23 protein-coding genes are annotated in these 22,489 nt (G+C 66.6%); 14 read left to right on the forward strand and 9 right to left on the reverse strand.

Annotation, left to right across the window (positions count from 1 at the left end; all coding sequences use genetic code 11):
- Positions 1–87: 87 nt before the first annotated feature.
- The 3 genes from FQU96_RS26415 to FQU96_RS26425 are packed head-to-tail and all read right to left on the reverse strand — an operon-like array spanning position 88 to position 2,454.
- Positions 88–420, reverse strand: coding sequence for a helix-turn-helix transcriptional regulator (locus FQU96_RS26415; RefSeq protein WP_146544365.1), 333 nt, complete (start codon positions 418–420; stop codon positions 88–90).
- Positions 421–475: 55 nt separating this feature from the next.
- Positions 476–1,891 carry an FAD-dependent oxidoreductase gene (locus FQU96_RS26420; RefSeq protein ID WP_146544366.1) on the reverse strand — a complete coding sequence of 472 codons (1,416 nt, stop codon included), beginning with the start codon at positions 1,889–1,891 and terminating at the stop codon, positions 476–478.
- A complete protein-coding gene (locus FQU96_RS26425; RefSeq protein ID WP_146544367.1) occupies positions 1,891–2,454 on the reverse strand; it encodes a TIGR02444 family protein in 564 nt (187 codons plus the stop codon). The genes FQU96_RS26420 and FQU96_RS26425 overlap by 1 nt, the downstream gene beginning before the upstream one ends.
- A 140-nt stretch (positions 2,455–2,594) precedes the next feature.
- Here FQU96_RS26425 and FQU96_RS26430 point away from each other — a divergent pair, with 140 nt between their 5' ends.
- The 7 genes from FQU96_RS26430 to FQU96_RS26460 all read left to right on the forward strand — a co-directional run bounded on the left by FQU96_RS26430 (position 2,595) and on the right by FQU96_RS26460 (position 9,777).
- Positions 2,595–2,801, forward strand: a complete 207-nt coding sequence (locus FQU96_RS26430; RefSeq protein WP_119266469.1) for a YdcH family protein — start codon at positions 2,595–2,597, stop codon at positions 2,799–2,801.
- Positions 2,802–2,934: 133 nt separating this feature from the next.
- A complete protein-coding gene (otsB, locus tag FQU96_RS26435) occupies positions 2,935–3,642 on the forward strand; it encodes a trehalose-phosphatase (protein WP_218574871.1) in 708 nt (235 codons plus the stop codon).
- Position 3,643: 1 nt separating this feature from the next.
- Entirely contained in the window at positions 3,644–5,434 is a 1,791-nt protein-coding gene (locus tag FQU96_RS26440; protein WP_146544369.1) for a glycoside hydrolase family 15 protein, read from the forward strand.
- On the forward strand, positions 5,419–6,825 hold the full coding sequence (locus FQU96_RS26445) for a trehalose-6-phosphate synthase (RefSeq protein WP_146544370.1): 1,407 nt from the start codon (positions 5,419–5,421) through the stop codon (positions 6,823–6,825). Before FQU96_RS26440 ends, FQU96_RS26445 begins: the two co-directional genes overlap by 16 nt.
- Positions 6,826–6,946: 121 nt before the next feature.
- Entirely contained in the window at positions 6,947–7,468 is a 522-nt protein-coding gene (gene purE, locus FQU96_RS26450) for a 5-(carboxyamino)imidazole ribonucleotide mutase (RefSeq protein ID WP_146544371.1), read from the forward strand.
- Positions 7,465–8,544 carry a 5-(carboxyamino)imidazole ribonucleotide synthase gene (locus FQU96_RS26455; protein WP_146544372.1) on the forward strand — a complete coding sequence of 360 codons (1,080 nt, stop codon included), beginning with the start codon at positions 7,465–7,467 and terminating at the stop codon, positions 8,542–8,544. The genes purE and FQU96_RS26455 overlap by 4 nt, the downstream gene beginning before the upstream one ends.
- Before the next feature lie 342 nt (positions 8,545–8,886).
- Positions 8,887–9,777, forward strand: coding sequence for a hypothetical protein (locus FQU96_RS26460; protein WP_146544373.1), 891 nt, complete (start codon positions 8,887–8,889; stop codon positions 9,775–9,777).
- 4 nt (positions 9,778–9,781) lie between these two features.
- On the opposite strand, the gene FQU96_RS26465 is transcribed toward FQU96_RS26460, so the two are convergent.
- Positions 9,782–10,417, reverse strand: a complete 636-nt coding sequence (locus FQU96_RS26465) for a COQ9 family protein (protein WP_178130715.1) — start codon at positions 10,415–10,417, stop codon at positions 9,782–9,784.
- Positions 10,418–10,609: 192 nt separating this feature from the next.
- Here FQU96_RS26465 and rpsU point away from each other — a divergent pair, with 192 nt between their 5' ends.
- Together rpsU and FQU96_RS26475 are read left to right on the forward strand one after the other, a co-directional pair.
- Complete coding sequence (gene rpsU, locus FQU96_RS26470; protein WP_119266477.1) at positions 10,610–10,813, forward strand: 30S ribosomal protein S21; 204 nt, start codon at positions 10,610–10,612, stop codon at positions 10,811–10,813.
- A gap of 178 nt (positions 10,814–10,991) precedes the next feature.
- Positions 10,992–11,996: a tripartite tricarboxylate transporter substrate binding protein gene (locus FQU96_RS26475; RefSeq protein WP_146544375.1), complete on the forward strand. Its 1,005-nt coding sequence runs from the start codon at positions 10,992–10,994 to the stop codon at positions 11,994–11,996.
- 63 nt (positions 11,997–12,059) lie between these two features.
- On the opposite strand, the gene FQU96_RS26480 is transcribed toward FQU96_RS26475, so the two are convergent.
- The 3 genes from FQU96_RS26480 to FQU96_RS26490 are packed head-to-tail and all read right to left on the reverse strand — an operon-like array spanning position 12,060 to position 15,091.
- On the reverse strand, positions 12,060–13,460 hold the full coding sequence (locus FQU96_RS26480) for an NAD(P)(+) transhydrogenase (Re/Si-specific) subunit beta (protein ID WP_146544376.1): 1,401 nt from the start codon (positions 13,458–13,460) through the stop codon (positions 12,060–12,062).
- Between the two features lie 16 nt (positions 13,461–13,476).
- Positions 13,477–13,923, reverse strand: coding sequence for an NAD(P) transhydrogenase subunit alpha (locus FQU96_RS26485; RefSeq protein WP_146544377.1), 447 nt, complete (start codon positions 13,921–13,923; stop codon positions 13,477–13,479).
- Positions 13,924–13,936: 13 nt separating this feature from the next.
- Positions 13,937–15,091: a Re/Si-specific NAD(P)(+) transhydrogenase subunit alpha gene (locus FQU96_RS26490; protein ID WP_146544378.1), complete on the reverse strand. Its 1,155-nt coding sequence runs from the start codon at positions 15,089–15,091 to the stop codon at positions 13,937–13,939.
- A gap of 169 nt (positions 15,092–15,260) precedes the next feature.
- On the opposite strand from FQU96_RS26490, the gene FQU96_RS26495 reads away from it, so the two are divergent.
- A complete protein-coding gene (locus FQU96_RS26495; protein WP_146544379.1) occupies positions 15,261–16,229 on the forward strand; it encodes an NAD(P)-dependent oxidoreductase in 969 nt (322 codons plus the stop codon).
- 3 nt (positions 16,230–16,232) lie between these two features.
- Here FQU96_RS26495 and FQU96_RS26500 read toward each other — a convergent pair whose 3' ends face one another.
- A complete protein-coding gene (locus FQU96_RS26500) occupies positions 16,233–16,856 on the reverse strand; it encodes a vancomycin high temperature exclusion protein (RefSeq protein ID WP_218574873.1) in 624 nt (207 codons plus the stop codon).
- A 211-nt stretch (positions 16,857–17,067) separates the two neighbouring features.
- On the opposite strand from FQU96_RS26500, the gene FQU96_RS26505 reads away from it, so the two are divergent.
- A complete protein-coding gene (locus FQU96_RS26505; RefSeq protein ID WP_146544381.1) occupies positions 17,068–18,033 on the forward strand; it encodes a tripartite tricarboxylate transporter substrate binding protein in 966 nt (321 codons plus the stop codon).
- 4 nt (positions 18,034–18,037) lie between these two features.
- Here FQU96_RS26505 and FQU96_RS26510 read toward each other — a convergent pair whose 3' ends face one another.
- Entirely contained in the window at positions 18,038–18,292 is a 255-nt protein-coding gene (locus tag FQU96_RS26510) for a DUF6356 family protein (protein ID WP_146544382.1), read from the reverse strand.
- A 136-nt stretch (positions 18,293–18,428) separates the two neighbouring features.
- Between FQU96_RS26510 and FQU96_RS26515 the strand changes: the two genes are divergently transcribed.
- The 3 genes from FQU96_RS26515 to FQU96_RS42795 all read left to right on the forward strand — a co-directional run bounded on the left by FQU96_RS26515 (position 18,429) and on the right by FQU96_RS42795 (position 22,455).
- Positions 18,429–18,908 (forward strand): Lrp/AsnC family transcriptional regulator, encoded by a 480-nt coding sequence (locus tag FQU96_RS26515; RefSeq protein ID WP_146544383.1) that lies wholly within the window; start codon positions 18,429–18,431, stop codon positions 18,906–18,908.
- A 92-nt stretch (positions 18,909–19,000) separates the two neighbouring features.
- A complete protein-coding gene (locus tag FQU96_RS26520; RefSeq protein ID WP_146544384.1) occupies positions 19,001–20,716 on the forward strand; it encodes an ABC transporter ATP-binding protein in 1,716 nt (571 codons plus the stop codon).
- Positions 20,713–22,455 carry an ABC transporter ATP-binding protein gene (locus tag FQU96_RS42795; protein WP_146544385.1) on the forward strand — a complete coding sequence of 581 codons (1,743 nt, stop codon included), beginning with the start codon at positions 20,713–20,715 and terminating at the stop codon, positions 22,453–22,455. Before FQU96_RS26520 ends, FQU96_RS42795 begins: the two co-directional genes overlap by 4 nt.
- The last annotated feature ends 34 nt before the right edge of the window (positions 22,456–22,489 follow it).

Raw genomic sequence — 22,489 nt, forward strand, 5'->3', positions numbered from 1 at the left:
GCCACGACGGCGACGCAGGAGATCCTTCCCGCCGTTTATCGTAAGTTAGCGCCTATGGGCGTCCCGCCCGCGCTCCCAGGCGTAGCGTCAGTCCTCGTCCCGCTGCTCGGCGACATGTTCCAGCATGTCGACGATCACACGGCGGATGTGTTCGTCATCGGCGGCGTAGAAGACGTTCTTGCCCTGCCGCTCGGCCCGCACGATGCGTGCTGCCTTCAACAGCCGCAGGTGGTGGCTGACCAGCGACAGCGACAGGTCGAGCTTCTCGGCGATCGCCGAGACGGCGGTCGGCTGCTCCAGGCAGGCCGCGACGATGCGCAGCCGGCTGGTGTCGCCCAGCAACCGGAACAGGTCGGCGAGCTGCGTGGCGCGGTCTTCCGGCAAGTCGAGACGTTGGGTCTTTACGACTGGTTTGCGCATGCTCTCACAATTGAACAGCTATTAAATTGTAATGTGGCTGTGCCGCGCCAGGCCGTCAAGCCGGCTGTCGCCCCGCGCGCCACGGCCGCTCCTGGCGCGACGGCGCAATGCCGGTGGCCAGCCGAAACACGGTTTCAGCGGCGCGTTCGCCGGAGTTCAGCGCGGCATGAACCGTACCGTAGTCGTCGCGCTCGGTCGCTTCGCCGGCGAAGAAAACGCGCTCTCCCAACGGTCGGGCATACGCCGCGCGGTCCTCGGGCAGGCTGCCGACGGCAGGATAGGAATAGCTGCCCATGGCCCAGGGGTCGGTGAGCCATCGGGTATAGCGACAGCCGACCGGATCGGGCACGTCGGTAAACAGCCGGCGCAGCGTCGCCATGGCGGTATCGCGAACCTCCTCGTCGCTGCACGTGCGTTCCAGGCGCACGGCGGCCCGCCCGTTGGCAAAGCTCAGCAGGATCGGCGCACCGGTCTCGCGTTCCAGCGACAGCCAGGTGTTGAACGCGCCGCGCGCCTCCGACGATGGCGGCAGGGACTGAAAGCGGTAGATACCTTTCGGCCAGAACGCACGCGGGAACCGCAGGTAGATCTTGCCCAGCACGCCATCGCCATAGCCGATGCGCGCAATTGCGGCGCGCTGATCGGCCGGCATCGGTGGTTCGATCGTGATGGCGTCGTCGCGCAGCAGCCCGACCGGCAGCGTCACCACGGCACGATCGGCCGTGACCTCGCCGCCCTGAGTCTGTGCCGTCACGCCGGCGTCCGACCAGCGCAGGCGCCGCACCGGCGTATCGAGCCGGATGGCAAGATTATGGGCCGCATCATCGAGAAGTGCGCCGAACCCACCCCGCGGCATGGCGTTGACCTTGAAGCCGTCGTTGGGAAACCACTCTTCGATCGCCAGGCGATCGGCCGGCGCGCCCTGCACGCCCTCACCCATCGACACGAGTTGGGCGATGACCTGTCGATCGAATTCGGGCAGCCACGATGCGCGCAGGACCGGTTCGGCGGCTGCCCCCAACGACACCGCACGCGGCTGGCCGTGCGCCGCCAGACGTTGCGCCCGCCAAGCACCCAGCCGCAGCGCCGTGGACAGTGCCAGCCGTCCCCGCCATGCGCGTCGTTGCGTGTCGGCGTAGCTCATCGGTGTACCGTCGACGATCAGGTGACGATCGCCCAGCGTCTCGACCAGGTCGACTCCCAGCGCCGCACACCAGTCCGTCAGGGGATTGTCATCGGCACCATGGACCCACGATCCGCCCACATCGATGGGCACACCCAGCGTGTTCTCGGTCCACACGCGCCCGCCGATGCGATCGCGTGCCTCCAGCACCGTCACGTCGAATCCGCTGTCGTGCAGCAGGCGCGCCGCGACCAACCCGGCCATCCCGGCACCGATCACCACCACGCGCTCGCGCGGACCATCGGCTGTGGCCATCGACCAGCTGGCGGTCCGGCGGGCTGGCGCCATCAGCGGGTGATCCCCAGAGCGCCTTCGACCTCGATCTCATGCAGAGTCGGGAATGCCGCGGCCACCAGCGGCAGCAGCGACTCGCGATCACGTGCGTCGGGCGTCACACCAAGGCAGACGGCGTAGACGCCGAGATTGCCGACGGCGGCGCGCAAGCGCTGGTGCAACGGCCGGTCGCGATCGCCGGGCAGCGGCCAGTGCGCCGCCAGCATGAGCTGCTCGACATGCTCGGCCGCCAATTCGGCGTCAGCGACCCGTCGGCGGGCGGCCTGCACGGTTTCCGCCGGCACGGTCGACCAATCGCCGTCCTTGATGCGCTGGCGCATCGCGCGCGCCAAACGCACGACGCCGGACTGCCACGGCTCGATCTCCGCCAGCAATGTCTTGAGGCGATCGACGGTCAGGGTGCCGCGGCCGGATGCACCGAGCCACACGCAGAGCAGCAGGACGTTGACATTGGCCTGGCGCCGCTCCTGCAAGGCCAGGCACGACACGGCGACACCCTCGGCGGCATAGACCTCGAGTGAAAAGTTCCAGAACGGATGCGGCAGGAAATCGCTCATCGCCGGGCCATCATGGCCATCATCGCAGAGACGCCACCCCGCAATCGCGCCAAAGACCGCTTGGCGCCGACGCACGAGACCCGTACACCCGGGGGCGTTCCTTTGCTAGGGTAGCGTCTGGAGGGGTTTGGCTGCATCCGATGGAAGAACTCGATCTCGACGCCATCCGCGCCAAACTGGCGGCGCTACAACAGGAACATCGTGACCTGGACGAAGTGATTGCGCGGCTTGCCGAGAAGGCGCCGTTCGACATGATCCAGCTCCAGCGCCTCAAAAAACGCAAACTGGGCCTCAAGGACCAGATTGCGGTACTCGAAAGCAAGTTAATTCCCGATATCATCGCCTAGTTGTCTGTGAATTTCACAATGTAAGCAATAGGTTGACCGCGCGGCGCCGGGACACGATGTTTCCCGGATGACGAGTCCTCCGGCAATTGAATCTTCTCCCCCTCCCCCTGGGCCTCCCTCGCAACCGCCGGCGTTGCGATCCGACTGTGCGTTGTTCCTCGATCTCGACGGAACGCTGCTCGATCTTGCCCTGACGCCGACGGCCGTCGTGGTGCCTGAAGGTCTGGTCGACGTCCTGCGCCGCCTCCACGGCTGGCTGCACGGTGCCCTCGCCATTGTCACCGGGCGCCCGCTTGACGACATTGATCGACTGCTGGCGCCGTTGGTGTTGCCGGTTGCCGGTAATCATGGTGCGTCCGCCCGACTGCCCGACGGTTCTCAACAGGCTCTGGCGCCGGTGTCGGCACTGCCGTCCCACTGGATCGCCCGCGCCCAGGCGGCATGCAGCCAATGGCCTGGCACCATCGTCGAACCCAAACCGTACTCGCTGGCGCTGCACTACAGGCTGGCACCCGATCGCGGTCCCGATGTCCATGCGCTGCTGAGCGAACTGGCCCGCGAGCGCGCCGACGACTACGAAATCCTCAAGGCCCATTTCGCCTTCGAACTACGGCCGCGTCACGCCGACAAGGGGCTGGCGATCGAACGCCTGATGGCACTGGCCCCGTTCAATGGACGTATCCCCATTTTTATCGGCGATGATGTGACCGATGAGAGCGGGCGTGTCGCGGCGCGCCGGCTGGGTGGCATCGGCCTGGACGTCGCCGACACTTTTGGCGGCAGCGCTGCGCGTGTCCGTCAATGGCTCAGTGCCGCAGCAACGCAAAGCGGAGAGGCATGAGATGAGGCAGCTCGACCTGGCCCCCATCGGCAATTGCGCCATCGCCAGTCTGGTGGACCGCAACGGGCGACATGTCTTTCACTGTCATCCGCGACTCGACGGCGATCCCATCTTCAATGCGCTGCTCAATGGCGATGCGCCGGATGCCGGCTTCATGGACGTGGAGCTGCGCGACGTCGCGCGCACCGAGCAGGCCTATGTGCGCAACACCGCCGTACTGCAGACGATCCTGGAGGATCGCCATGGCGCGCGCATCCGCATCTATGATTTCGCGCCGCGTTTCGAGCGCTTCGGACGCACCTTCCGGCCGCCGATGCTGGTACGTCGCATCGAACCGATGTCCGGCCATTGTCGCATCAAGGTCAGGATCCGCCCGTCCTATGATCATGGCGCCATTCCTGCGCACCCGATCCCGGGCAGCAATCACATCCGCTACACCTCGCCGGGACTGACGGTCCGTGTCACCACGGATATGCCCATCACGTTCCTGCTGCAGGAGGTCGAGTTCGTTCTCGACCGCCCCATCAACCTGTTCCTGGCACCCGACGAGACGCTGCCCGACAAGCCCGACACCTTCGCGCGCGAGGTGCTGGAGGAGACGACATCCTACTGGCAAACCTGGGTGCGCGGGCTTGCCGTTCCGTTCGACTGGCAGGACGCGGTCATTCGCGCCGCCGTCACGTTGAAACTGTGCAGTTTCGAGGACAGCGGCGGCATCATCGCGGCATTGACGACATCGGTGCCCGAGTCGGCCGACAGCGGCCGCAACTGGGATTATCGCTTCTGCTGGCTGCGCGATTCGTTTTTCACCGTCAACGCGCTCAACCGCCTGGGCGCCACGCGCACGATGGAGAACTATATCCGCTACCTGCTGGCCGCCGTGCTGGGCCAGAGCACCGTACCGATGATGCCGCTCTACCCGATCGTTCCCGGCAGTTCGCTGACCGAGATCGAAGCCACGGCGCTCGCGGGCTTTCGCGGCATGGGTCCGGTGCGTATCGGCAATGCCGCCGCCAGCCAGCGGCAGAACGATGTCTATGGCTCGCTGATCCTCGCGACCGCCCAGATGTTCTGGGACGGACGCTTGCCCAGTCCCGGCGGTGCCGATCTTTATCGCCTGCTGAAGCCGATTGCCAAACGCGCGGCCAAGGATGCCCTGAAACCCGATGCCGGTATCTGGGAGTTCCGCGGCCGCCAGCGCGTGCACACGTTCTCGGCCGCGATGTGCTGGGCGGCGCTGCATCGCATGAGCCTGATCGCCGGTCGCGTCGGCCAGCAGGCAGACGCCGCCGACTGGCAAAGCCGCGCCGCGGCGCTCAAGGACGAGATCATGCGCCGTTCCCTGCATGCCGACGGCTGGTTTGCCGGCAGTTTCGGCGGCCAGGAGATCGATGCGTCGCTGTTGCTGTTGCCGGAAATCGGCTTCGTGCAGGCCAATGACCCGCGTTTCCTGCACACCGTCAAGATCGTCGAGCAGCGCCTGCTGCGCAACGGTTTCGTCATGCGCTACGACGAGGCCGACGATTTCGGCCCGCCGGATTGCGCGTTCCTGGTATGCACGTTCTGGTATCTCGATGCCCTGACCGCAACCGGAAGGCGGGAACAAGCGTTAGAACTGTTCGAGAATATTCTTGCACGGCGGAACCATGTGGGACTGCTGTCCGAGGATATCGATCCGCGTGACGGCACACTGTGGGGGAACTTTCCCCAGACGTATTCCATGGTCGGGCTCATCCTGTCGGCGATGCGGCTCAGCCGGAGCTGGGAGGAGGGCCTATGGGGCGCCTCGTAGTCGTTTCCAACCGCGTCCCGGCATCCGGCCGCACGCCGGACGCCGGCGGGCTGGCGGTCGGCCTGCGCGAGGCTTTGCGCGGCGATGTGCTGTGGTTTGGCTGGAGCGGTGAGACGAGCGGGCAGAATGCGCCTGAAGATGTGAGCATCAACAGGACCGGGTCGGTCACTTACGCGACCATCGATCTATCCACCGAAGACTATAATCGCTTCTATGTCGGTTTCTCCAACGGCTCGCTGTGGCCGTTGTTTCATTTTCGTATCGGCCTGATGGAGTTCCGCCGCGAGTATCTCGAGGGCTATCTCGCGGTGAACCGCAAGTTCGCCGCGGCACTCGCGCCGCTGCTGCGGCCCGATGATACGATCTGGGTACATGACTATCACTTCATGCCGTTCGCCGACGAACTGCGGCGGCTGGGCATTCGCAACCGTGTCGGCTTTTTCCTGCACACGCCGTTCGTACCGGCCAGCGTTTTCGCGGCGCTGCCGCGCGGCGAGCACCTGCTGGAAGCGATGTGTGCCTATGACGTGATCGGTTTCCAGACCGAGCCGGACCGCCTGGGCTTCCTCGACTGCCTGCATCAGTTGCTGGGCATCGAGATCGGCGATGGCCGCCGCATTTTCCGCGACGGACGGACGATCTCCGTGCTGACCAATCCGATCGGCATCGATCCCGATAGCTTCGCGCAGGACGCGCGACGCACCGCGCGCAGCCAGGAAGCACGCCGCCTGCGCGAGAGCCTGGTCGGCCGTGCGCTGATCTTCGGTGTCGAACGGCTGGATTATTCCAAGGGGCTGACGCATCGCTTCGAGGGTTTCCGCCGCCTGTTGAGCCGATTTCCCGATCACCGATTGAAAGTGAGCTTCCTGCAGATCGCAGCGCGCTCGCGCCAGGATGTCAACCAGTACCGGACGCTGCGGCGCGAGCTCGACCAGCTGGCCGGCAACATCAACGGCCGCTTCGCCGAATTCGACTGGGTGCCCTTGCGCTACATGACCCGCAGCATGTCGCGCAGCACGCTCGCCGGCTTTCATCGCATCGCCAGGGTCGGCCTGGTCACGCCGTTGCGCGACGGCATGAACCTGGTCGCCAAGGAATATGTCGCGGCGCAGGATCCCGCCGACCCCGGCGTGCTGGTGCTGTCGCGCTTCGCCGGCGCGGCCCGCGAGCTGGACGCAGCGCTGATGGTCAACCCGTTCGATCCCGACGAGATCGCCGAGAGCCTGCATCTGGCCCTGTCGATGCCGGCCGAAGAGCGCATTGCGCGCCATGCCGCGCTGCTCGACCGCGTCCGCTCGGTGACGGCCCAGACCTGGTGCCGGCGCATGCTCGATGCGCTGCAGGACATCCCCAACGTCGCCGAACCGCAGCCGGTCGACGTCGTGCCTTGATCCCCTGGGAAGGCGGGCGTCCCGCCTGCGCTGCCAGGGCACTTGCGGCGGCAACGTTCATTTCTATACTCGCCGCTCCTCGGCGCGGCCCATTTTGCGACCGGGCGGCACGAGACGAGGCATGGCGACAAGAAAAACCCGCACAGCGACACGCCCCCTGGTGGGCGTCATCATGGGAAGCCAATCCGACTGGAGCACGATGCGGCACGCCGCCGATGTCCTGACGGCGCTGGGCGTGCCGTTCGAGGCACGCATCGTCTCGGCGCACCGCACGCCGCGGCGGATGATGGACTACGCGTCGGCGGCCAAGGACCGCGGACTGCAGGTCATCATCGCCGGCGCCGGCGGTGCGGCACATCTGCCGGGCATGACCGCATCGATGACCACGCTGCCGGTGCTGGGCGTGCCGGTCGAGAGCGCGGCGCTCAAGGGCATGGATAGCCTGATGAGCATCGTGCAGATGCCCGGCGGCATCCCGGTCGGCACGCTGGCGATCGGCAAGGCCGGCGCCACCAACGCCGGCCTGCTGGCCGCCAGCATCGTAGGTCTGTCCGATCCCACGATCATGGCTGCCGTCGAAGCCTGGCGCGCGCGCCAGACCAACGCCGTCGCTGACCATCCGACCAACGAGAAGGAAACGTGAGCACATCGGGCGCGCTGGCACCGGGATCGACCATCGGCATCCTGGGCGGCGGACAACTCGGGCGCATGACGGCCCTGGCGGCCGCCAATCTGGGCTACAGCTGCCACATCTTCGCGCCTGACGCCGAGTCGCCGGCCGCGTCGGTCTCGGCCGCGTGGACCCGCGCGCCTTACGAGGATCAGAACGCGCTGCGCACATTCGCCGGCAAGGTCGATGTCGTCACGTACGAATTCGAAAACGTGCCCGTGGCGTGCGTCGCGTTCCTGGAAACGCTGGTGCCGGTGCGCCCGGGCGCCGAGCTGTTGCGCGTCGCCCAACATCGCGGTCGCGAGAAAGCGTTCTTCGAAGGCATCGGTGTCCCGGTGGCGCCGTTCGCGCTGGCCGCCAGCGAGGCCGACTTCATCGTCGCGGTGCGACAGGTGGGCCTGCCCGCGATCGCCAAGACCACGACTGAAGGCTACGACGGCAAGGGTCAGGCGCGGCTGGACGCCGGCAGCGACCTTGCCGCGGTATGGGCGGCGTTGGGCCATCGCGAGTTGATCGTCGAAGGTCTGGTGGACTTCGTTGCCGAAGCATCGGTGATCGTGGCGCGCGACGCCGCCGGCGACGCACGCTGTTTTCCGGTCGGCCGCAACGTGCATCGCAACGGCATTCTGCACACCACGACGGTCCCCGCCGGTTTCGACGATGCGCTGCTGCGCCAGGCCGAGGCCGTGGGACAACGCGCCGCGGAAGCGTTCGGCCTGATCGGCATGTTGTGCGTCGAATTGTTCATCGGCCGCGACGGGCGCGTGCTGGCCAACGAGATGGCGCCCCGCCCGCACAACTCGGGCCACTGGACCCAGGACGCCTGCCTCACCAGCCAGTTCGAGCAACTGGTGCGCGCGGTGTGCGGCTTGCCGCTGGGCGCGATCGACCTTCAGGCGCGCCAGGTGGTGATGACCAACCTGATCGGCGATGACGTGAGCGAGTGGCCACGCATCGTCGCGGAACCCGGCGCCAAGCTTCATCTCTACGGCAAGCGCAAAGCGCGCGCCGGACGCAAGATGGGCCACGTCAATCGCCTGATTCTGTAGGCGATCACAGGCCGCCTTGATTGCGCCGCAAAGACAGTCAAATCTCCCTAAAGTCAAGAACAATACTCCACTTAAAGTGGTAGGGAGTGACTGTCCATGCGCACGACATCAAGTCTCGCTTTGGCATTCCTGTTATCTTCAACCGCTGTCATTCCGGCATCCGCACAACAGGCTGGCTGGGATGGCGATTGGGAGGGCACATGGCAATGTGCCGGCAACGCCAGTGCCGCCGCATTCACGGCACCGGCGATTGCAACTATAAGTCGTGGCCGGGTCAAGGCATCGCGAGCGACCGAAAACAACGATGAAATCCTGAACGGAACGATCGATGGCAGCGGTACGGTGGTCCTGACCGGCCGCGGCATCGGGCCCGATGGTCAGCCGCTGCTGTCCAGCTTCAGCGGCACCCTGTTGGGGCGCTCCTTGACAGCCAATGGCCGTATCGTGCCGCAGGGCGGCGGCGCGGTGCAGCCGTGTACCTTGGCTTTGGCGCCGGCCGGCAGTGGCGATCCAATGATCGCGCGCGGCAGCGGCTATCCAGGACGAACCCCGAATCCTTATCCGCCGGTTGATGCCTATCCATCCTCGGCCTACCCGGCGCCGTATTGGTACGATGACGACTACTACTGGCGCCGCCATCGCTGGGATCGCTGGCGACGAACGAACGCGAGTGGCGGCGGTGGCCATGCTGCACGACCGCTCTGCCCGCCAGGCCAGATGCCCAGCGGCGGACGGTGCCGGGTGCTCAGCGACGCACCGCCCGTGACGCCGCCGCCGACAAAGCCGATTGGCGGGGGGTCAACGACAGCGCCGCCACCGCCGCCGCCCGCTGCCATACCGGACAAACGGTACCCGGCAGCCGCGGCCCCGACGCCGGCGTATACGCCGCCGGCCTACACGCCGCCATCGTACAGCCCGCCCTCCTACTCGACGCCAGCGCCGCGGGAAAAGAACGTGCCTTCCTATTCACCGCCGCCTGTCGCCCGGCCGGCGGCACCGCCGCCACCGCCTCCTCCGGCCTATTCGCCGCCGCCGGTGAAGTACTCGAGCCCGCCACCGGCACCGTCGTACTCACCACCACCGGCGCCGTCATACTCACCGCCGGAAAAGTCATATTCGAGCCCGGCGCCATCACCAGCCCCGGCGCCTGCACCGGCACGGAGTGCACCGCCGCCGCCGCCACCACCACCACCGGCGAGTCCAGGCTGCTCGGGCCCCAAGTGCCCGCGGTGATCGCCTAGCGTGCCGGACCGGGGCCCGGTCGCCACCGGGCCCCGAAATCGCGGACTTGGGTCTTCAGGCGCTCGAACCGCATCACGTCCTCGATGCGTCGATCCAAGAAGGCCCAGGTTGCCGACATGCCGTCGGACCGATCATTGAGCCAATAGAGCACGGTCGACGAGTAGACCGCCGCCAGGGTCGCCCGCTTGGTGTAGAAGCTGAAGTCGGCCGAACGATCGCCCGCCGCGTACCAGATGGCATCGACCGTGCGATAGAGCAGCTGGGCCGCCAGCGGCGCGTGGATGGGCAGCGCCAGGATGGTCAGCGCGCGCCGCACGGCCTCGCGGTGGGCGGCGTTCTGCTCCAGCCGCACACGGACTCCCAAGGGAATCCGCTCGCGGATCTTCAATCCGGCAATGTTGCGCCGCTCCAGCTCTTCGACCAGCCGGCGGTCCGCCCGGGCGCTGTGATAGGCGATCATTTCCACGGCACCGCCGGGAAAGGCGACCGCGGCGTCCTCCGCCGTGATCGAACCATCGCGGACGGCCGCCCGGACGCCCGCAGGCCCCCAACCGTCGAAAGCGACGTTGAACAGGACGGCATCAAGGACCCGGTCCCGCAACTCATCGCCGGCGTCATGCTTGTCGTCCATCGGCAGGCTCCTGGCTAACCTCTTCAAGATATAGGAATTTTTTGGCTTTTCGTAGGTCTCACCGCAGGCGAAATAAGCCTTTAATACCGAATCTCCCGGGCTTCCCATCCCCCGCAAGCTGTGTTACCACCCGCCCCCTGTGCTGGGTCTGCCCGGCTCGATACCCCATTCCAGAGAGGAGTGTGAGAACAAGTGCAGGTCCTGGTTCGCGACAACAACGTCGATCAAGCGCTGCGCGTGCTGAAGAAGAAGCTCCAGCGCGAGGGCGTCTTCCGTGAGATGAAGCTGCGTCGCAACTACGAAAAGCCGTCGGAACGGCGTGCGCGTGAGCGCGCGGAAGCCGTCCGCCGCGTGCGCAAGCTGATGCGCAAGCGTATGGAGCGCGAGGGCTACTAGCCTTCCGACGTTCGGATCCTGTCGAAGCCCCCGCCTTGGCGGGGGTTTTGCTTTTTCGCACCCTCCGTTTCGACGGCGGTCTGCCGGCCCGCAGTGCGGAGTCCACCGGCCACGCTCGATTGATCGCGACGGGCGACTCGCGTAGTCGCTGGCGCCAACCTTACGAAAGGACCGCATCGTGTCGCGCCGCCAGACGCCCCTCCGCTCTTTGTCGCCGATCGGCCGCCGCCGCTTCGCGGCTTTTGCCGCGACTGCTGTGCTGGCTGCTCCCGCCATCGCCCGCGGCCAGACCGCCTGGCGGCCCAGCCGTCCGATCACGATCTATAATCCGTTCGCGCCGGGCGGTGTCACCGACATCCATATGCGCTTCCTGGCCGAACGCGCCACCAAGACGCTGGGTCAGCAAGTGCTGATCGAACCCAAGCTGGGCGCCGGCGGCACGTTGGCGGCGGCACAAATGCAGCATGCCAAGCCGGACGGCCATACGCTGGCCTGCATGAGCATCAACAGCCTGCGCTATCCGCACTACCAGGAGACCAGCTGGGATCCCCTGCGCGATTTCGCCTACATCATCGGCCTGTCGGCCTACACCATGGGCATCGTCGTGCGCACCGACTCGCGCTGGCAGACCATCGAGGAGCTGATCGCGGCCGGCAAGCGCGAGCCGGAGAAATACAACTACGGCACCAGCGGTGCCGGCGGCACCGGCCAGCTGCTGATGATCGAGGTCGAGCAGGCGACCGGCGCGAAGTTCACCTCGGTCCCCTACAAGGGCGGCGCCGAGTGGATGCAGGCGCTGATGGGCGGCCACATCGACTTCATTTCGGACGCTGCCCAGTGGGCACCGTTCGTCGAGGCCAAGCAGGCGCGTATCCTGGCCATGGCGACCGAGGAACGCTTCCCGCGCTTCCCCGACGCCCCCACGCTCACCGAGCGCGGCATCAAGGCCGTCGGCCTCAGCCCTTATGGACTGGTCGGCCCCAAGGATCTGTCGCCGGCGATCATCACGGCCGTGCACGACGCTTTCAAGGAAGCCATGGCCGATCCGGCGCACGACAAGCTGCTGGATCAGTACATCCAGGGCCCCTGGTACAAGAGCCCGGCCGACTACCGTGCCTTCGCGGAAAAATACTTCCGCGACATCAGGCCGATCCTGATGAAGGCCGGACTCGCCAAGGGATGAACCTGGGACCGCGGGCCTCTGGCCCGCTCTTGATGCGGGCGGGACGCCCGCGCTCCCAGGAAATTAGTGGCTGTGCTCGAGCGCCTTGACGATGTCCTCGGTCATCTTCTTGGCGTCGGCAAACAGCATCATGGTGTTGTCGCGGAAGAACAGCTCGTTGTCGACGCCGGCATAGCCCGACGACATGCCGCGCTTCACGAACAGCACCGTCTTGGCCTTGTCGACCTCAAGGATCGGCATGCCGTAGATCGCGCTCTTGGGATCGGTCTTGGCGGCGGGGTTGGTGACGTCGTTGGCGCCGATCACGAAGGCAACATCGGTAGCGGCGAAATCGCGGTTGATCTCGTCGAGTTCGAAGACCTCGTCGTAGGGCACGTTGGCTTCGGCCAGCAGCACGTTCATGTGCCCCGGCATGCGGCCCGCCACCGGATGGATGGCGTAGCGCACCTGCACGCCGGCCTTCTTCAGCAGGTCGGACATCTCGCGCAGCGCGTGCTGGGCCTGCGCCACGGCCATGCCGTAACCCGGCACGATGATGACGCTGCCGCCGTTCTTCATCAGGAACGCCGCGTCCTCGGCTGAGCCGGCTTTGACCGGCTTGTCGCTCTTGGCCGCCGACACCGCGGTGCCGCCATCGGTGCCGAAGCCGCCCAGGATCACGTTGAAGATCGAGCGGTTCATGCCCTTGCACATGATGTAGCTCAGGATCGCACCCGAGCTGCCGACCAGCGCGCCGGTGACGATCAGCGCCGTGTTGGCCAAGGTGAAGCCGATGCCGGCCGCCGCCCAGCCGGAGTAGGAGTTCAGCATCGAGACCACGACCGGCATGTCGGCGCCACCGATCGGCAGGATCAGCAGGAACCCCAAGGTCAGCGACAGGACGATCAGCAGGATGAAGGCAACCGGCGAGCCCTTGATCGCGAACCACACCAGCAGCGCGACCAGCGCGATGCCCAGCGCTGCGTTCAGCGCGTGCTGGCCGCGGAACACCAGCGGTGCGCCCGACATGATCGCCTGCAGCTTGGCGAACGCGATGATCGAGCCGGTGAACGTGATGGCGCCGATCGCGGTGCCCAGGCCCATCTCGATCAGGCTGCCGGTGGCGATTTTGCCGCGTACCCCAATGCCGAAGGCTTCGGGCGCCAGGAACGCGGCGGCGGCCACGAACACGGCGGCCAGGCCCACCAGCGAGTGGAAGGCGGCGACCAGCTGCGGCAGCGCCGTCATCTGGATGCGCATGGCGATGAAGGTGCCGATAGCACCGCCGATCACCAGCCCGGCCAGGATCAGCCACCAGCTCATGACGCCGGGCATCGCGACAGTGACGCCGATGGCGATCACCATGCCGATGATGCCGTAGAGATTGCCGGCGCGGGCCGATTCCGGCGATGACAATCCCCGCAGCGACATGATGAACAGGATCGCTGCGATCAGGTAGCCGTAGGACGCGAGTTCCTGAGTCATTGCCTGCTTCTCCGCCCTACTTCTTCACCGGCACGGTTTTCTTCTTGAACATCGACAGCATGCGCTGGGTCACGATGAAGCCGCCGAAAATGTTCACCGCTGCCAGCGTCACGGCGACGAAGCCGAAGATCTTGGCCGTGGTTTCCGCGCCAGTGCCACCGGCCAGGCCGGCCGCCAGCAGTGCGCCCACCACGATCACCGACGAAATCGCATTGGTGACCGCCATCAGCGGCGAATGCAGCGCCGGCGTGACGCGCCAGACCACGTAGTAGCCGACGAAGCAGGCCAGCGCGAAGATGGTCAGCAGGGTGATGAACGGCATATGGCCGCTGGCTGCCGCCGCCGGCTGCACCGGCGCTGCGGCCGCGGCGGCGGCCGCGTCGGCGTATGCCGACAATGACTTGGCCAATTCCGCAGCCTGTTTGGCGATCGCGGCGGCGCGACCTGCAAGTTCGTCGTTCATGCCTGGTCTCCCGTCAAGCCGCAGTGGTCAGCGATGGATGCACGATGGCGCCGGCTTGCGTGACCAGCGACCCTTTCACCACTTCGTCGTCGGTGCTGATCTTCAAGGCCTTGGTCTCCTTGTCGACCAGCGGCGTGATGAAGTTCAGCAGGTTGCGCGCGAACAATGCACTGGCGTCGGTGGCAAGGCCGGCCGGCAGGTTGGCCGGACCGATCAGCTTCACATCGTGCTTGATCACGGTCTTGCCGAACTCGGAGATCGGGCAGTTGCCGCCCTGCTCGACCGCCATGTCGAGGATCACCGATCCCGGCTTCATGGACTTCACCATGTCCTCGGTGACCAGCACAGGCGCCTTGCGACCCGGGATCAACGCCGTGGTGATCACGATGTCCTGCGCCTTGATATGGTCGGCAACCAGGGCGGCCTGCTTGGCCTGGTAGGCTGCCGACATCTCCTTGGCGTAGCCGCCGGCGGTCTCGGCAGCCTTGAACTCATCATCCTCGACCGCGATGAACTTGGCGCCCAGCGACTGGACCTGCTCCTTGGTCGCCGGCCGTACGTCGGTGGCCGTGACCACCGCGCCCAGGCGTCGCGCCGTGGCGATGGCCTGCAGGCCGGCGACACCCACGCCCATGATGAAGACCTTGGTCGGCGCAATGGTGCCGGCGGGCGTCATCATCATCGGAAAAGCGCGCGAGAACTCTGCCGCCGCGTCGATCACCGCCTTGTAGCCGGCGAGATTGGCTTGCGAACTCAGCACGTCCATCGACTGCGCGCGCGTGATGCGCGGCGTCAGTTCCAGGGCAAAGGCATCGACCTTGGCCGCCGCCAGCGCCTCGACCAGCGGGCGGTTGACCAGCGCGCCCAGCGGCGCGAACAGCGTCGTGCCCGGCCGCAGCAGGTCGACCTCGGCCAGGTCGCCCTCATCCGCCATCATCGGCCGCTGGACCTTGAAGACGATATCCGCCTGCTCGTAGGTGGCGCCCGGATCGGCCGCCATCGTGGCACCGGCCGCCGTGTAGTCGGCATCCGGATAGGCGGCCGCTGCCCCCGCACCTGACTCGATCACGACGTCGAAACCAAGCGCCTTCAACTTCTTTACGGTCTCCGGCGTCGCCGCAACGCGCGTTTCATTGGGCCGGCGTTCCTTCGGGATGGCGATTTTCATCAGCGCGGACCTGTCCCTGTGGGTTTTCGCGGCGCAACATGCCGCATTGCAACGGAATTTGCCAACCCTCGTGCGACGCTGCACCTCTTTCGTGTCGCACCACGAGCCGCCGCGGCATCCTTCGTGCTAACGTTTCCTATCCGTTCTGGTTGTTGAGGGAATTGGCGTGATGCAGACAAACGATCGTCCTGGCATTCTGCTGGGCTTCGGCTTCGCGCGTGCGACTCGCGACGCCTTCGGCGCCGCCTTTGATATCGTCGGCTCGATCCCCAGGCCTGACCCGGATCTGGTCACCGCCGACATGGCGGCACGGACACGCGCGCTGGTGACGGTGGGCAGCATCGGCGCCAGCGATGCACTGATGGCAGCCCTGCCGCACGCGTCGATCATCTGCTGCTTTGGTACCGGCTTCGAGCGCATCGACCTTGCTGCTGCACGCCGACGCAACATCGCGGTAACCCATAGCCCCGATGTGAACGCCGCCGACGTCGCCGACATGGCGATGGCGCTGCTGCTTGCGTCGACGCGCCACGTCGCACAAGCCGATCGCTTCATCCGCGCCGGCAAATGGGACGCGCGTCTGTCCGGCCGCTTTGGACCCGTTGCCGGCCTGGGCGGCGGCAAGCTTGGTATCCTGGGGCTGGGCGCCATCGGCACACGCGTGGCGACACGCGCCGCAGCCTTCGAGATGACGATCGGCTACCACAATCGCCGGCAACGTAACGACGTCCCCTACGCATACTTCGAGACGCCCCTGGCGTTGGCCCAGTGGGCCGACTATGTCGTCGTCGCCTGTCGCGCCGACGATACCAACCGGCACCTGGTCAACGCCGAGTTCCTGCGCGCGCTGGGGCCGCGCGGTCATCTGGTCAACGTCTCACGCGGCTCGGTGGTCGACGAAGCGGCGCTCGCTGAAGCACTGGTGGCCCACGTCATCGAAGGCGCCGGCCTTGACGTGTTCGAGCAGGAACCGCCGGTGCACCCGCGCCTGCCGACGGTGGAGAGTGTCGTGATGACCCCCCACCTGGGCGGCGGCACTGAACGTGCCTTGCGCGGCATGACCGATCTGGTGCTGCGCAACCTTCAGGCTCACTTTGCGGGTGAATCACCGATCACGCCGGTACCGCAGGAACAATGACGGCTAATTCGGCGGCACGCTGCCGATCTCGATGCGCGGCCCGCCGTGGTTGGCCGTCGAGCCGGCCAGGACGTCGTACACCGCGCGGCCGGCCGATAGATACTGGCGCACCCAGACCTGCGGCGCAGCGTCGAACGACACGTCCCGGGCGTCGAAACCATAGGCCTCGATCCCGTTCTGCCGCGCGAGCCAAATGGCGCGATGATTGTGAAACCCCTGCGAGACGACGACGTAGCGCGTCTGGGCAAAGACGTCGCGCGCCCGCAGAACCGAATCGAGCGTGCGAATGCCCGCGAAATCACGATAGATGGCGTCGGCCGGCACACCGCGCGCGATCAGGCCGTCGCGCATCGCCGTCGGCTCGTCATAGTCGCGGTAACGGTTGTCGCCGCTGACCAACAGAAACTTCACCTTGCCCGCCTTCTGCAGTTCGGCGGCGGCGTCCAGGCGATACTCGAAATAGAGGTTGCGGCGCTGACCGGCGACCCGCGGCGCTGTGCCCAGCACCAATGCCACGTCGGCTGGCGGCACGGCATCGACACGGTCCGTTGTATAGGGTAGCGCCGCATGATCGATCCACCAGTCGCACGCCCACAGAACAGCGCCGACGCCAATAACTGCCGTCAACGTCACAGCCAAAGTGGTCCTGAGCCATCGCCGACGGGGACGTTGACGCTGAAAAAGACGGCGTGGCGGCATGATGCTCCCTGATCTTCGCGAGAAATGGCAGGATATCAGCAAGGGATGGGCAAACTTAAGGCACCTGCCGCGACAAACCCCGCAGCCCGGCGCAAAATGCCTGTCGATCGATCACGTCGTTTCTGCCCTGGAGCCTCGGATGCGCACAATTCTTGCCGCCCTGGTCATGGTCATCGTGGCGGTCAGCCAGACACGCGCCGATGACGCCTACCCGCAGCGGCCCATCACCATGGTCGTACCGTTCCCGCCCGGCGGCGTCGCCGATGTCTCGGCGCGACCTGTGGCCGCAGCGCTCGAACGGATGCTGGGCCAGCCCGTCGTGGTCCTCAACAAAGGCGGTGCCGGCGGCGCGATCGGCACGGCGTCCGTGGCAACCGCCAAGGCCGACGGCTACACCCTGCTGATGGGGCTGGCCAGCATCTCGACCTTGCCCGAAGCCGATCGTCTGTTCGCGCGGCCCGCGGCGTTCGAGCTCAACCAGCTGCTGCCCTTGGCACGCGTCACCGCCGACCCGACCCTGCTCGTCGTCACCAGCGACAGCCCATATCGCACGTTGAAGGATGTGGTCGACGCCGCCCGGCAGCGGCCGGGCCTGATCCCCTACTCGTCATCCGGCAACTACGGCACCTATCACATCGCGACCGAGATGTTCGCGGCCGTGGCCGGCATCAAGATGAGCCACGTGCCCTACAATGGCGGTGGCCCGGCATTGCGCGCCATCCTCGCCAAGGAAGTCGAGCTCGGCCTGCTTGGCCCTTCCGTCGCCGCCGGCAACATCAGCGCCGGCAAGCTGCGGGCGCTGGCAAGCTGGAGCGCGCAGCGCCTGCCGCAACTGCCGGACGTGCCGACGCTCAAGGAGCTCGGCTACGACGTCGAATACTATATCTGGTCGGGTGTTTTCGCGCCGGCCGGAACGCCGGCGCCCATCGTCACCAAGTTGCGCGAGGCGCTGCGGCAGGCCGTCAACCACGACAGCGTGAAGTCGGCGTTGGCGACCGCCGGTTCACCGGTCGCCTATCTCGATGCGCCCGCGTTCGGAAAATTCTTCGAGGCTGATGCCGCGCGGCTGGGCGACGTGGTGCGCCGGATCGGCCGCATCGACTAGCCGCCTACTCGGCGGGACTCGTCACCGCCGCCGCAGGATGGTGATCCCGCCGCCGGTGGGCCACCATTTCCTGATGCAGACCACTGATCGCCGTACTGCCGGTCTTCACGAACAGGAACGGCAGCAGGCCGTGCAGCAGGCAGGCCAGGCCCGCCAGGATCATGCGGCCGCCGAAGCTGAACGCAACGCCCATATGCTCGCCGTAGCTTTCGCCCACGGTGGCAGGATGATCGGCGAAGGCGGCGAAGAGCTTACGCATGAGTACTCCTGGTAATTGAGGTCGCCGTTGCGAACCTGTCTCCAGACTAGATTCCCGGGCGGAAAAGGGTTTGCTGATTTGCGCCGGTTTTGCCAGTTTGTAGGAAAATCATGTCGCCATAGGGCAGGATCGTAGAATGATATCTCTCGATGAATTCGACCTGAAGATTCTGCGCCTCATGCAGCGCGACGCCACCTTGCCGGTCGCGGAGGTTGCCGCCAAGGTTGGCCTTTCGACCACGCCCTGCTGGCGGCGCATCCAGAAGCTGGAGGAGGCCGGCATCATCCGCCGCCGCGTCGCCCTGCTCGACCGCGCGGCGCTCAACGCCGGCGTCACGGTGTTCGTCGCGGTTCGCACCAACCAGCACAACGCGCAATGGCTGGCGAAATTCGCCAAGGCCGTAACCGACATTCCCGAGATCGTCGACTGCTATCGCATGAGCGGCGAGATCGACTATCTGCTGCGCCTGGTATTGCCTGACATCGCTGCCTACGACGCCATCTACAAGCGACTGATCGCCAAGGTCGACCTCAGTGACGTGACGTCCATGTTCGCCATGGAAGAGATCAAATCGACCACCGAGTTGCCGCTGTCGTTCGTTTCGGTGCATCGCTAAGCCGAACTAAATGCGATCCATTCTCAATTGCATTGACGACTGACCGATAGTCAGTCATTGTCTGCCACCTCGCAATCGAGGGGATGGCGATCATGGACAGAAAGCTGTTGACCCTGGCAGGACCGATCGGCGGTCCAATCGCCGTCAGTGTCATGCTCGGTCTCCTGGTGACGGCCTGCTATGTGGCGCAAGGCCTATGCCTCGCCCTGGCGCTGGCGGCCCTGTTTCGCGGCGAAGCATTGTCGGCGGCGATCACCTGGATCATCGCCTTTGCCGCCGTGGTCGGCATGCGCGGCATCCTGGTCTGGGCGACCGAGATCGCCGCCCAGCGGACGGCCCGGCGCACCAAAGAGCACCTGCGCGAGCGACTGCTGCGCAAGCTGCTGGACCTCGGGCCTGGCTACGCAGCGCAACGTCAGACCGGTGACCTGCAGACCACGATCGTCACCGGCGTCGAGGCCTTGGAGAGCTACTACAGCCGCTATCTGCCGACGATCTTCGTCGCGGTGGCGAGTTGTGCCGGCGTCCTGCTGTGCCTGGCCTACGTCGACTGGCGATCGGCGATCCTGCTGGGTGCCTTCGTCGTCGCCCTGCCGATCGCCGATCACCTGTGGCTGCGCTGGCGAATGCCCAAGTCCTCCGGGATCTTCGCCGCGATGGGTGCGTTCGCCGCCTACCTCCTCGACAGCCTGCAGGGCATCGTCACGCTCAAAGCCTTCGATGCCACGGCGCGTCGCCGCGCCGAACTCGCCGGCCGCGCCGCCGTGCTGCGGCGCGAATCGATGACGACACTGGCCGTGACACTGATGCGCACCGGGTTGACCGGCTTGATCGGCCTGGGCGGCGTCGCGGTGGTCCTGGCCGTGAATGCCTGGCGCGTCTCGGCCGGCGACCTGGCGCCCGTCGCGCTGTTCATGACCCTGTTTCTCGCCCGCGAAGCGTTTCGCCCGCTCGACCGCCTGGAGAAGGAATTCCATACCGCCTGGTCCGCCAGCGGTGCGGTCGGCCCGATCGCGGATCTGCTGGATGCACGGCCGCTCGTGCGCGAGCCGATCACGGCAAAACCGCTGCCTTCACGCAGCGATATCCGCTTCGACAACGTCACCTTCGCCTATGGCGAGGATGCGCCGGCGCTGTCGTCCCTGTCGTTCACGGTCAAGGAGCGCGAATTCGTTGCCCTGGTCGGTCCCTCGGGCGCCGGCAAGTCGACCGTCGTGGCGCTGCTGCTGCGGTTCTTCGATCCGCAGGCCGGCATGATCCGCATCGGCGGTGTCGATCTTCGCGACATGACACTGGCCGAGCTGCGGTCGCTGGTGAGCGTCGTCTCCCAGGACGTCTACCTGTTCCACGGCACGGTCGAGGACAACCTGCGGATTGCCAAGCCGGATGCCAGCACAACGGAAATCCACGCCGCCGCCAAGGCGGCGCACATCGACGATTTCATCACCGGCCTGCCGCAGGGCTATGCCACCGAGGTCGGCGAACGCGGCGCGCATCTGTCCGGTGGCCAGCGCCAACGCATCGCCATCGCGCGCGCCCTGCTGAAGGACGCGCCGATCCTGCTGCTCGACGAGGCGACCTCGAACGTCGATCCGGCGAGCGAACGCGCCATCCAGGATGCGCTGGAGACGCTGGCGCGCCGGCGCACCGCGCTGGTCATCGCGCATCGCCTCTCCACCATCCGCAGCGCCGACCGCATCCTGGTGCTGCAGGACGGCAAGGTCGTGGAACAAGGCGGCCATGCGGCCCTGGCCGCCAGCGGCGGCCTCTATTCCAAGCTGACGTTCGCGCAGGGAGAAGCGGCATGACGACGATGGCATCACGCGCACCCAGCCTGTGGGGACTGATCCCGCTGGTATCGGCGCGCAAGACCGTGCTGCTGCTGACGATCTTGTCCGGCATCCTGGCCCAGGCGGCCACGGCCGCCGCTCTGAGCATCGGCGCCTGGCTGGTCGGCAGCGCCGTCACCGGCGCAACGCCCGCCAGCCTCGTCCCCGGCTTCTGGTGGCTGGGCGGCCTGGTCCTGGTGGCGGCCATCGCGCGCTGGTGGCAGGCGCATGTCTCGCACGACCTCGCCTTCGCGCTGATCGAGATCCTGCAGGTCGGCATCTACGATGGGCTGGAGCGGGCAGCGCCGGGCTACGTGCTGGGCCAGCGCACCGGCGAGCTCGCCGCCGTCGCCACCGCCGATGCCGAACTGATGGAAATCTTCTACGCCCATACGCTGGGCGACTACATCGGCGCCGTTATCGTGCCGCTGGGTGCCCTGATCGCGCTCGCCGCCGTCAATCCGTGGGTCGCACTGGCCTTGCTGCCGTTCCTGCCGCTGCTGGCTTCCGTGCCGTTCTGGCTCGCACGGCGCGCCGGCGAGCAAGGCCGCACATTGCTGACCGCCCTGGGCGCGCTCAACGCCGATGTCGTCGAAGGCATCCAGGGCCAACGTGAACTGGCCATCTTCGGCTTCGCGCAATCCTATCTCCATCGCCTGGCCGTGCGATCCCGGTCCGTGGCGATCGAGCAGCGTCGCTATGGTTCGCGCTCGGGCCTCGAACAGGCCGCCATCGATGTCCTGCTGGCGCTCGCCGTGCTGACCGCCGCCATCGTCGGAATCGTACTGGTCTCGCAGGGCGACTTGCCGCTGGCGCTGTTCCCACTGGTCATCGTGCTGGCCGGCGCGACATTGGCCCCGATCACCGAGGTCACCCAGACCGCGCGCAAGCTTGGAGAGCTGCGGGCCGGCGCCGCGCGCATCCTGTCGATCATCCACCAGAAGCCGCAGGTCGCCGACCATGGCCGCCAGGCAGTGCCGGTGGAGACATCGGTCCAGTTCGAGCATGTCGGCTTCGGCTACGGCGGCGGACGCGGCGCCGTCCTGCGCGATCTCAGCCTCGCCATCCGGCCGGGCGAGACCGTCGCGCTGGTGGGCCGCTCCGGCGCCGGCAAGAGCACCTGCGCCAATCTGCTGCTGCGCTTCTGGGATGCCGGCAGTGGCGCCGTGCGCATCGGCGGCGTCGATGTGCGCGACCTGCCGCTGGGCGCGCTGCGTACCCTGATCGCGGCTGTGCCGCAGGACGTCCACCTCTTCAACGAGACGGTGGCCGACAACATCCGGCTCGGCTGTCCCGACGCATCCCAGGCCGAGGTCGAACAAGCCGCACGCTTGGCCCAGGCCCACGACTTCATCCTGGCCCTGCCCCAGGGCTACGACACGATCTGCGGTGAGCGCGGCGCCCGGCTGTCGGGCGGCCAGCGCCAGCGGCTGGCGATCGCGCGCGCCATCCTGCGCGATGCCCCGATCCTGATCCTGGACGAGGCGGTCTCCAACCTCGACGCCGAGAACGAACAGGCGCTGCACGCCGCGATGACCGAGGTGCGGCGGAACCGCACCGTGCTGGTCGTTGCCCACCGCCTGTCGACGATCCGCAGCGCCGACCGCATTGTCGTTCTCGACGCCGGCCGCATTGTCGAGGAGGGCCGACACGAGGACCTGCTGGCGCGCCGGGGCACATACGCCCGCCTTGTCGCGGCGCCCGAGGTGATCGCCTAGTCATCTGTCTTGCCAAGGTTCCGGCCATAGGCCA

Source organism: Reyranella sp. CPCC 100927, assembly GCF_007859315.1.
In the GTDB taxonomy this organism is placed as follows: domain Bacteria; phylum Pseudomonadota; class Alphaproteobacteria; order Reyranellales; family Reyranellaceae; genus Vineibacter.